Annotated in this window: 7 protein-coding genes; 5 read left to right on the top strand and 2 right to left on the bottom strand. The window is 72.2% G+C overall.

The window, feature by feature from the left end:
• Positions 1-889 (top strand): serine/threonine-protein kinase (locus GTW67_RS32385; RefSeq protein WP_161168317.1); only part of this gene is annotated, 889 nt, incomplete at its 5' end.
• A gap of 406 nt (positions 890-1,295) precedes the next feature.
• On the opposite strand, the gene GTW67_RS32380 is transcribed toward GTW67_RS32385, so the two are convergent.
• On the bottom strand, positions 1,296-3,998 hold the full coding sequence (locus GTW67_RS32380) for a tetratricopeptide repeat protein (RefSeq protein WP_161168316.1): 2,703 nt from the start codon (positions 3,996-3,998) through the stop codon (positions 1,296-1,298).
• A gap of 188 nt (positions 3,999-4,186) precedes the next feature.
• On the opposite strand from GTW67_RS32380, the gene GTW67_RS32375 reads away from it, so the two are divergent.
• Positions 4,187-4,330 (top strand): hypothetical protein, encoded by a 144-nt coding sequence (locus tag GTW67_RS32375; protein ID WP_161168315.1) that lies wholly within the window; start codon positions 4,187-4,189, stop codon positions 4,328-4,330.
• Between the two features lie 115 nt (positions 4,331-4,445).
• Positions 4,446-6,260: an alkyl/aryl-sulfatase gene (locus GTW67_RS32370; protein ID WP_346010800.1), complete on the top strand. Its 1,815-nt coding sequence runs from the start codon at positions 4,446-4,448 to the stop codon at positions 6,258-6,260.
• Positions 6,261-6,269: 9 nt separating this feature from the next.
• Here GTW67_RS32370 and abc-f read toward each other — a convergent pair whose 3' ends face one another.
• Positions 6,270-7,985: a ribosomal protection-like ABC-F family protein gene (gene abc-f, locus GTW67_RS32365; protein ID WP_161168314.1), complete on the bottom strand. Its 1,716-nt coding sequence runs from the start codon at positions 7,983-7,985 to the stop codon at positions 6,270-6,272.
• Between the two features lie 197 nt (positions 7,986-8,182).
• Here abc-f and GTW67_RS32360 point away from each other — a divergent pair, with 197 nt between their 5' ends.
• Entirely contained in the window at positions 8,183-8,959 is a 777-nt protein-coding gene (locus GTW67_RS32360; protein ID WP_161168313.1) for a polysaccharide deacetylase family protein, read from the top strand.
• 106 nt (positions 8,960-9,065) lie between these two features.
• On the top strand, positions 9,066-10,898 hold a 1,833-nt coding region (locus GTW67_RS32355; protein WP_161168312.1), incomplete at its 3' end, for a SpoIIE family protein phosphatase.

Below are 10,898 nucleotides of genomic sequence, written 5' to 3'. Positions count from 1 at the left end.
TGAAGGGCGGTTGCGGCGGCTGGGGGCGGCGCTGGCCGAGGCGCTCGCGGCGATCCACAGCTGTGGACTGGTCCATCGCGATCTCAAGCCCGGGAACATCATCATGGCCGCCGACGGCCCGAGAGTCCTGGACTTCGGTATCGCGCGAGCCATGGAGTCCACCCGCCTGACCTCCACCGGTGTGGCCTTCGGGACGCCGGGGTTCCTCGCTCCCGAGCAGGCCATGGGCGAGGAGGTCAGCGGGGCCGCCGACGTGTTCGCGCTCGGGGCCGTGCTGGTCGCCGCCGCCGGGGGGAGTGCCTTCGGCGGGGGTACGCCGATGGGCCTGATGTACCGCGCGGTGCACGAGCCGGCGGACCTCTCGTCCGTGCCACCGGGCCTGCGGCCCATGCTCATCGCGTGCCTCGCCAAGGACCCCGCCCAACGGCCCGCCCCGGCAGGGTTGCTGGATCTGTTCTCGCCGGCCCCGGGCACGTACAGCCCCACGGAGGTGGTGCTGCCGCCGATGGACGCGGTTCCCCCGTACCAGGCACCGACCGCGCCCTCCTACCCGCCGCCCTATCCGCCGGCCGCCCCGTCGGCAGCCCCCTGGGGCGTCCCCGCACCCGGGCCGACGGACGCCGACATCTCCTTCGTGGCCGCGGACGCCACCAGTGCCGTTCTGGTCGACGCCGAGGGCGTCGCCTTCGAATCGGACGTGCGGTACTTCCAGTTCACCTGGGACCGCGTCAGCACGGTCGAGTACGCGGCGGGACCGCAGAAGTATCTCTGGGTGACCGTCAGGCTCCACGACGGCACGGTCCATCAGCAGGCGGTGAAGGCCCGCAGGACGTCCCAGCTCCGCAGGTGGCTGGAGGACCTCCCGCTCGTCATCGCGTGCTTCCGGTAGGGGCCGGTCCGGACGAGCGCACGCGCAGCTCCCGCCGGGTCTGTCACCTCTACCCGATTCTTCAGCACGCGCTCCGTCCACACCGCACGCTCCGCTATCCCGCGAGGAATGTGATAACGCGCTGGATCTTCTACGGGAGCCTGCATGAACTGAGCGTCCGCACCCAATGTGCGAATGTGGTCCAGAATATCCGCGACAGCGGCTTCAGGATGGTCGGCCTGATATTTCTCGGCTTCCATACACCAGAACTCGTTAATCATGGACATGGCCCGCACAATTTCCCATTCTTCCGCCTGGGCGGCAGCGCGTCGTGCCGTGCCGAGGAGTTCCGTAAGCCGTTTTCCTCCTCTTCGCCATGTCGGATCGTGGGGACATGGGCAGGAGTCTGACGCACGGGTCTGACACGTCACCCGACGGAGTCGACCGCACTCCACGGTTTCGACATCTCACCGCCGGGCTCCCAGCCGTACCGCCGTACGCGCTGCGCGTCCTCCGTACGACCGGCCGCCTCAAGCAGTTTCGCGTACTGGTACCGGGCGTACGGGTCACCGGATCGCGAGACGCGGCGGAGCCAGGCGAGCGCATCGTCCGTGCGGCCGGCAAGGCGGAGCAGCTCGGCCACGACGTCCCGTTGCTCCGGGTAGCCCTCCTCACCTCGGCGATCCGCGCACGACTTCAGCCAGTCGAACGTCTCGTCCGGCCCGACGGCTGCCGTCATCAGGCGAGCGATCTGAGGGATGGCCTCCCGATCACCGCCTTCCGCCGCACGCTGGTACCAGGCGAGGGCGTCCGAGGGCCTGCCCAGTTGCTCGTGCAGGGCCGCGACATGCGCAACCGCGTCCCTTCGACCGGCCTCGGCCTCTTTCCCGTACAGCGCGAGTGCTTCCGCCAGGCGGCCCTGGCGCCTGAGCATCTCCGGCGTGTTCGTGTCCTTCTCCGGACGGTCCCTCTTGGCGTACTCCTCCGCAAGGCGGAGCAGTGCGGTCAAGTCACGGCGTGCCGAGGCGTCCTGCCCCTCCTCCTCGACCAGGCTCCACAATCGGGTTCGAAGGCCGGCGTCCATGGCCAGGTGCCCGATCAACGCATGCTCTGCCCAAGGGACGAAGCCGCTGTCGTCCGTTCCGAGTTCCTCCGCCGCACGGGGCAGCAGCCACGCCAGGACGGTCAGGCCGCTGTCACCGCGCCGCCGCATCAGGGTGGCCGCCTCCACCACTGCGTAACCGCCGCTCTCCTCGGCCTCTTGCCGGAGATGGACGAGCGCCTCCTCCGTCCGCCCCGCCTGTCGCAGCAGTTGGGCCAACTCGCCGTGTGCGCCGTGCACACCGGCATCTGCCGCCCGCCTGAAGCAGGACTCCGCCTCCTGGAACTCTCCAGCCCCGCGCAGGAGCATGCCGGCGTAGAGCCAGCCGTGAGTTCCTCCTGCTTCTGCGGCCTTCTTGTGCCAGGCCACCGCTTCGTCCGGGCGGGTCGCCTCCATGAGCCCGGCCACCCAGTCCATGGCAGCGACATCCCCGGCTTCCGCGAGAGGCAGGCACCACGTCAGCGCCTCGTCCGGTCTGCCCTCATCCTCAAGGAACTGAGCCACTGTCACGGCCGCACCCGGCACCCCCGCCTCCACCGCGGCCACGAGCAGCCGCAGTGCGATCCGCAGGTGCCCTCTGTTCCTGGCCGATTCGGCCAATGCCGTGAGGGAGTCGCGCGTGGCGTGGTCGGCCAGGGCGTCCCACAGTCCCGCCGGCGGTGCCTTGGTGCGCCTTTCCTTCCTGCCGTGCTGGTCCAGGTAGTCCGCGAGTCTGATGTCGTCGGTGTGGACACGAGGTCTGCCGGGTTCGCGGTGGGTGATGGGCGTGAGGGGGCCGCGGGTTCCACGCGCCGGTTCACTCAGTTCCGCCAGTGCGAGATCGATGTCGCCGTCCCCCACCAAGTCGTACTGGTCGGCGGAGAGGTAGTGGCGGATCGACGCCTCCAGGAGGACTCGCGGGAGAGGCGTGTCGTGCCCGAGGCGACGGGCGTCCATGGCCGATTCGATCAGGGCCCTCTGAAGGGCCGTGGCGGTCTCGTACCGGTCGACGAGAGCGCGACCGCCCGCCAGGTACTGCGTGATCCGTCCCGGCTCGCCCTTCTCCAACGCTTCCCGGAGCCGGACGTCCGCAACGGCTAGGTGCCGCAGCTCGGGCAGGTCCGCGTCCTCGAAGGTGTCCGGTGTCCTGTGGTGCCTCCCGGTGAGGAGTGCACGGGTTTGCGCCCGCGGATCTCCGTGGTCGCCGTCTCCACGCGGCTTCACCAGGGCCCTCCACAGGCCGGGCCAGGTCGTGCCCAGGACGAGCAGCGGCCCCCGCCCCGGGTCGTTCAGCACCTCGCGGAGGTGGGCGGCTGCCTGCTCGCCCCGGTCTCCGCCCAGGAAGCGGTGGATCTCGTCGAGCCACAGGACCGTGCGGGGAGCAATGCCGGGCAATGCGGCGATCAGTGCTTCGGCGGGGCTCGGTACCAGAGGAACCACGAGCCGCCAGTCCGGAGGGAGCAGTTTCAGCGCTTCCCAACACGCCCTCGTCTTGCCGGTCGATGATTCCCCGACGAGGACGGCGAGCGCGCCGGCCGGCTGCCCTCCGGACCACGCGACGACGCCGTCCACCACGTCGGCCAGCCACCGGTCGTGCTGCCGTTCGACATAGAGGGGAAGCAACGGCAGCCCCGACGCGCCGTCGCCGTCGATGGCCTCGTGCACTTCCAGCGCGAACGGATCGGTGAACTCACCGATCGGACGTCCGGGGCCGGCCGGCGCCGCGCGCATGCCCCGCACCGGCTGCGCCTGCTCCAACAGGTCGCGCCAGTGACGCTCGTTGACGCTCTCACCTGCCCAGGAACTCCACAGCCGCACCAACGCCAGGACGTCGTCGCTGCTCCTGTCGCTCGGGACCTTCGGCTCCTTGTCCCCTGCCGGCACCCAGTCGCTGATCCGCTGATTGCCGACTCTCCTCCCGTACGGGGGCTTGGCGAGCGCCTGGATCACCTCCCGCCGCGAGTACCGGTGACGGGCCGCCCGCGCCCGTCCCTCCAGTGCGCGCAACTGCTCGTAGAGCGCTTGCGCCTCCCGGGACCGTGCTGTCACTCGCGTTCCCTCTCCTGGCCGCCCGCGCCCGGGACTGTCCGCAGCGGGTGCGGCGGGCACCCCGTCAGCCAGCAGCGTAGAACGGAAAACGCCCGGTCCTCCCGCCCGGCCGGGTCTCTTCCACGTCACCGCAGAAGACTCGGACCGCCAGTTCGCAGCAGCGACGACACCGACCGGAGGAGATCCCGATGAGCAGGCTCACGGAGCGAAAGCGGCGGCGAACCGCTCGCCGTCTGGGGCGTGCCGCCCTGTTCGCCGCCGTACGAGGCGTCGCCACGGCCACGGGCTCCGCTCTCGTCGCGTGCGGCCTGATGTGGTGGCAGAGCCGATGAGCGAACGGCGAGCCGACGGCGTGGTGGGCCGAGCCCGCCGACGAGTTCTGCGGCTTTTGCGGTGGATTGGTAGCTTCCGAGGGGTAAAGGCGCGTTCTCAGGGCTGGAGGCTGTCGTGGGTGGTGTCGGGAAGGTGCCCGACTTCGGTGATCGGGGTGACTTCGAGGATGCCGACCGGGGGCTCGTCGGCGGGCCCGCCTCGGCGGTGGTCACCGGGGACGACGGGCGCGTGGTGTGGGACTTCGGGGCCACCGCGTTTCTGGAGGGGGACTGTCCCGAGACCGTGCATCCCAGCCTGTGGCGGCAGGCTCAGCTGTGTGCCCGTGCCGGGCTGTACGAGGTGACCGACGGGGTCTACCAGGTCCGCGGCTACGACCTGTCCAACATGACGCTCGTCGAGGGCGAGCGCGGTGTCGTGGTGGTCGACCCGCTGGTCTCCCGGGAGTGTGCCGCCGCCGGCCTCGCCCTGTACCGCGAGCACCGCGGCGACCGCCCGGTCACCGCCGTGCTGTACACCCACTCCCACATCGACCACTTCGGCGGCGTCCTCGGCGTCATCGGTGCCGACGACGGCGTACCGGTCGTGGCGCCGCGAGGGTTCATGGAGCACTCCGTCTCCGAGAACGTCTACGCCGGTACGGCGATGCTGCGCCGCGGCAGCTACCACACCGGCCGCGGACTGGAGCCGGGCCCGGCCGGGCTCGTCGGCGTCGGGCTCGGGTTCGCCGCCTCCGACGGGCTGCCCAGCCTGCTGCCGCCGACGCTGGAGATCACGCACACCGGGCAGGAGGAGACCCTCGACGGGGTGCTGTTCCGCTTCCAGCTGACCCCGGACACCGAGGCCCCCTCGGAGATGAACTTCCACCTTCCCGAGCGCCGGGCCCTGTGCATGGCCGAGAACGCCACGCACAACCTGCACAACATCCTGACCCTGCGCGGCGCCCTCGTCCGCGACGCCCGCGTCTGGTCCCGCTACCTCTCCGAGGCCGTCGAGCTGTTCGGCGACGACTCCGACGTGCTCTTCGCCTCCCACCACTGGCCGACCTGGGGCACCGGCCGGCTCAAGCGGTTCCTGACCGAGCAGCGGGACCTCTACGGCTATCTGCACGACCAGACTCTGCGCCTGCTCAACCAGGGCCTCACCGGCACCGAGATCGCCGAGCGGATCGAGCTGCCGCCCCGGCTGGCCGGCGCCTGGCACGCCCGTGGCTACTACGGCTCGGTCAGCCACAACGTCAAGGCCGTCTACCAGCGTTACATGGGCTGGTACGACGGGCACCCCGCCTCCCTGTGGGAGCATCCGCCCACCGAGAGCGCCGAGCGTTACGTCGACTGCATGGGCGGCCTGGACTCCGTGCTGGTCAAGGCCCGTTCCTACCGGGACGACGGCGACCTCCGCTTCGCCGCGCAGCTCCTCAAGCACGCCACCTTCGCCGCACCCGACAGCGCCGAGGCGAAGGAGCTGCTGGCCGATGTCTTCGAGCGCCTGGGACATGGTGCCGAGTGCGGGACCTGGCGCAACAACTACCTGATGGGCGCCCGGGAACTGCGCGGTGGCGTGACGCCCACCCCCTTCACCGCGGGCAGCATGGCCTCCGCGCTCACTGTGGAACAGGCGTTCGACTCCCTCGCCATCCGCGTCGACGGCCCCCGGGCGTGGGACCAGGACCTCGTCGTCTCCTGGCACTTCACCGACCTGGACGAGCGCCACCGCATGAACCTGCGCAACGGCGTCCTGACCCACACCCCCACCGCGAAGCCCGTCGAGGACGCCGGCCTCGCCCTCACCCTCACGAAGCCCCAGCTCATGGGCGTGCTGACGGGCAAGGGCCTGAACGGCGTCGAGCACACCGGCGACCCGGACGTCCTGCGGACCCTGCTGTCGGTCCTCGACGACCCCGATCCGGACTTCGCGATCGTCACTCCGTGAGCTGCCCGGTCACCCGGCCGGGGTGATCTCGCGGACGGCTCCCGGGAGGGTCGCGCGCAGGCGGCGGTCGTGGGTGACGACGACGAGGGTTCCCTCGTAGTGGGTCAGGGCCGTCTGGAGGTCTTCGACCAGGGTGGGCGAGAGGTGGTTCGTCGGTTCGTCGAGCAGCAGCAGGTCGTGCCTGCCCGTGAGCAGGCGGGCCAGTTCGAGGCGGCGGCGCTGGCCGGTGGAGAGGTCCCGGACGGGCCGGGTCAGGTCGGCCTCGCGGAACAGGCCGAGGGCCAGCAGTTCGTCGGCGCGGTCGGCGCCGAAGGCGGTGAGCAGGGGGCGGCTCTCCTCCTCGGGGGTGGCCGGGAGCGCCACCTGGCGCAGGAAGCCGACGCGTGCGGGCCGCCGGACGGTGGCGCCCGGCTCCGGGGTGAGTTCGCCGGCCAGGACCCGCAGCAGGGTGGTCTTGCCCGCGCCGTTGGGGCCGGTCACCAGGAGGCGGCCGCCCGCGGGGACGTGGAGGGAGTCCAGCGCCAGGCGGCCCGGGACGCGCAGGTCCGCCACCTCCACCGCGCGGTCCGCCGACCCCGCGATGTCCGCCGCGAAGCGCAGCGGCTCCGGGGGCGCGGGCACCGGGTTCTCCGTGAGCCGGTGCAGCCGCTCGCGGGCGTTGCGGATCCTGCTCATGGCGCCGTGGGCACGCGAGCGGGCCCGGAAGGCGCCGGCGCCGCTGAACGCCCACGGCCCCTTGCGGGGGATCGCCTCCAGGCGTCCCGCGTGGGAGTCGGCGAGCCGGGACTGGCGGGTCAGCTCCGTGCGCCACTCCTCGTGCTCCCGTTGCTGCCGCGCGCGTTCGGCGGCCTTGGCGGCGAGGTATCCCTGGTAGCCGTCGCCGTAGCGGCGGACGGTGCGGGTGTCGTGGTCGACCTCCAGGACGGTGTCCGTGACCCGGTCGAGGAACTCCCGGTCGTGGGTGACGGCGACCAGGGTGCCCCGGTGGGCGCGCAGCCGCTCCTCCAGCCAGGCCACGGCCTCGTCGTCCAGGTCGTTCGTCGGCTCGTCGAGCAGCAGCAGTTCGGGTGCCGAGGCGAGCGTCGCCGCCAGGGCGAGGCGGGAGCGCCGGCCGCCGGAGAGGGTGCCGAGCCGCCGCGACCGGTCCAGGCCGGCCGGCTCGCCGAGGTGGCGCAGGGCCACGTCGACCCGGCGGTCGGCGTCGTAGCCGCCGCGCGCCTCGAACTCCGCCTCCAGGGCGGCGTAACGGTCGTACGCGGCCGGGTCGGCGGAGTGGAGCGTGGCGCCGGTCGACCTCAACAGGCGCTCCAGGGAGCGCAGTTCGGCCAGGGCCAGGTCGATGGCGTCGCCGACGCGCGCCGAGTCGGGGAGGTCGAGGGTCTGCGCCAGGTGGCCGGTGCCGCCCGGTGCGACGACGCGGACCTCGCCGTTGTCGGGCTGCTCGGCGCCGGCGAGCAGACGCAGCAGGGTGGACTTGCCGGAGCCGTTGTCCCCGACGACCCCGGCCTTCTCGCCGGGGCGGACCGTGAAGGACACCCGGTCCAGGACGAGGTGCCCGCCGTAGCGCTTGCTGACGTCGGTGACGGTGAGCTGCGAGGCGGCGGTACGGGCGGAGGTGACTTCCGGAGCATGGAACAAGTGCGTCTTCTTTCGTCGGTGACAGGGACGCAGAACGAAGCGATGCGAGGCGAGACGTCTCGTCTCGTCTTGCGATGACTCGACCATAGGGCATTCCTTCGCCGTTTGCAAGACGCTGCGTCTCGTTGGTGGTTGTACGTCGTCCGCCGCTCGGCCGGTTGTCCGTGAAACCCCCCGGGTTTGTCCGTGATCGGTAACGGACGCAGCCCCTGGCCGCCGTTCGTCGTCCTGCCAGGTGGACTGAGGGTGACCGAGGCGGGCAACTGCGGGAGAGCGGGGCGGACATGGCGCGGCACAGTGGCGGGCGGGGCTGGTACGGCAAGGTCGTCGGGGCGGCGCTCGGGGTGACGATGCTCGCCGTCGGCGCCTCGGTGTGGACCGCGCAGGCCGACTCCGCGGGCGGTTCGGCGTCGTCCGGGGCGACCGCGCCGGCCGCGCCCGGCGGTGCCGCCGAGCAGGTCGCGGTGACCATCGCGCACGCCTCGGACGCGGGGGCGCGCGGCGTCAACATCACCATCGACGACGGCCCCGACCCCGCGTGGACGCCCCAAGTCCTCGACCTGCTGCGGGAGTACGCGGTCAAGGCCACCTTCTGCGTGACGGGGACGCAGGCGCAGGCCCATCCGGACCTCGTGAAGGACGTGGTCGCGGCCGGGCACCGGCTGTGCAACCACTCGGTCTCCCACGACACGGCCATGGACAAGAAGTCCGAGGCCTACCAGTCCAAGGAGATCCTCGACGCCGAACGCATGATCGTCGAGGCGTCCGGGGGCGTGCGGCCGATGTACTACCGGGCACCGGGCGGCGCCTTCACGCCGTACAGCCGCAAGCTGGCCGCCTCCCACGGCATGCGCCCGCTCGGCTGGAACGTGGACACCAAGGACTTCGAGCGGCCCGGCACGGACGCCATCGTCGCCACCGTGCAGCGGGAGCTCCCCAACGGGCCGACGCTCCTCTTCCACGACGCCGGCGGCGACCGCTCCCAGACCGTCGAGGCCCTGCGCCGCGTCCTGCCCTGGCTCAAGGACCAGGGCTACTCCTTCGGCTTCCCCGTGCGCTGACCCCGCGGCCCGCCCCGCCCTCACGGTTCACCGTGCCGCGCCGGCCGAGTTGCCGTGCGGGGCCGATGCGAGAAGGTGGGGAGGAAGGTCCGTGAAGGGAGTCCGGGTGACAGGCGATCCCGTCGACGACACCGCGGTGCTGAGCGCGCTGTTCGCCGACTCGCCCCAGGGCCTGTTCGTCTTCGACGCCGAGAAGAAGGTCACGCGCTACAACCCCGCAGGCCGGGGGGTGCGCCGGCTGCCCGCCGAGGACGTCATCGGGCACGGCGTCGAGGCCTTCGCCCCCGGTTTCGAGCCGGGCGAGCTGGACTCCCTGGTCGACGAGGTCCTCGCGACCGGCGAGCCGGTGCGCAGCCGGCTGTTCCGCGGCCGGTCGCCCTCGGAGCCGCACCGGACGCTCGCCGTCGAGGTGTCCCTCTTCCCGCTGTCCGCCGGGGACGACGGCGCCCCCGGGCTGGTCGGCGTGGTCGAGGACGTGACGGAGCGGCAGGCCGCCGCGGACCGCCTCGCCGTGCTCAGCACGGTGCACGCGAGCGTCGGCTCCACGCTGGACGTGCGGACCACGGCCGACGAACTGGTACGCGCCCTGGTGCCCGGCTTCGCCGACCTGGCGAGCGTCGACCTGCTGGACGACGACCCCGCCGGAACCGCGCACCGGCCCGGGCCCGTGCCGACGGACGTCCCGCTGCGCCGGGTGTCCTACGCGCCGCCCACCGCCGACCTGAGCAGGAAGGAAGGGGACAGCCGCCCCTTCCCCTTCCCCAGCCCCTACACCCAGGCCCTCAACGACACGCACGCCCGCCTCGTCCAGGTCTCCGCCGACGATCCGTGGCTCACGGCCCACCCGGACGACTTCGCGCCGCTGGTCACGGCGGACGTCCACTCCATGATCGTCGCCCCGCTCATGGCACGGGACGCCGTACTCGGGCTGCTGAGCCTGTACCGGAACCGGATCGACCCGTTCGACGAAGCGGATCTGGACGTGGCCCGGCAGGCCGCCTCCACCGTCTCCGCCCACCTCGACAACGCGCACAGCTACCGCCGCGAGCACACCGTGGCCTCCGCGCTCCAGCGCACGCTGCAACCCGGCGTCATCCCGCGCCTCTCGGCCGTGGAGACCGCCCACGTGTACCTGCCCGAGGGAGCCGGCGGCGGCTGGTTCGACGTCATCCCGCTCTCCGGCACCCGCGTCGCCCTGGTGGTCGGGGACGTCGTCGGCCACGGCATCGAGGCGGCGGCCACGATGGGTCAGCTCCGCGTCGCGCTGCGCACCCTCGCCCTCCAGGACCTGGAGACGGACGAGCTGATGACCCATCTGGACGAGGTCGCCGGGCAGTTGCCGGTCGCCGGCGCCTCGGAGCCGCACGCGCACGTGGCGACCTGCGCGATCACCGTCTACAACCCCGTCTCCTGCCAGTGCACCATGATCCGCGCCGGGCATCCCGCGCCCGTCCTCATCGACCCCGACGGGTCGCCGCTCGCCGTGGACGTTCCCGAGGGGCCGCCGCTGGGCGCGGGCGGCGGGGACGCCTTCACGCCGGTCGTGGTCGAGCTGCTGCCGGGCAGCCTCGTCGCCCAGTGCACCAGTGGTCTCCTCGCCGCCGCCGGGGAGGACGAGACGGCCGCCCGGGGCCACCTCGAACACGTCCTCGCGTCGACCACCCGGCCGCTCCAGGAGCTGTGCGACACCGCCGTGTACCGCATGGCGCCCTCCCGCCAGGACGACGCCGTCCTGCTGCTGGCGCGCACCCACGCCCTGCCGCCGGAGCAGGTCGCGGACTGGACGCTGCCCGCGGACGCCTCCGTCGTGGGCACGGCACGCCGGCTCGTCGACCAGCAGCTCGCGGCCTGGGACCTGGACGAGGCGGCCTTCACCACCGAGCTCATCGTGAGCGAGCTGGTCACCAACGCCATCCGCCACGGCAAGGGGCCGGTCCGA

Origin of the sequence: Streptomyces sp. SID5910, from assembly GCF_009862125.1 — a bacterium.
Taxonomy (GTDB): domain Bacteria; phylum Actinomycetota; class Actinomycetes; order Streptomycetales; family Streptomycetaceae; genus Streptomyces.
This window is presented reverse-complemented; position numbering and strand designations above follow the sequence as displayed.

Excerpts from the sequence above, each read along its gene's own strand:
- GTW67_RS32375 (WP_161168315.1), top strand. The coding sequence starts at position 4,187 with ATGAGCAGGCTCACGGAGCGAAAGCGGCGGCGAACCGCTCGCCGTCTG.
- abc-f (WP_161168314.1), bottom strand. The coding sequence starts at position 7,985 with ATGGTCGAGTCATCGCAAGACGAGACGAGACGTCTCGCCTCGCATCGC.
- GTW67_RS32360 (WP_161168313.1), top strand. The coding sequence starts at position 8,183 with ATGGCGCGGCACAGTGGCGGGCGGGGCTGGTACGGCAAGGTCGTCGGG.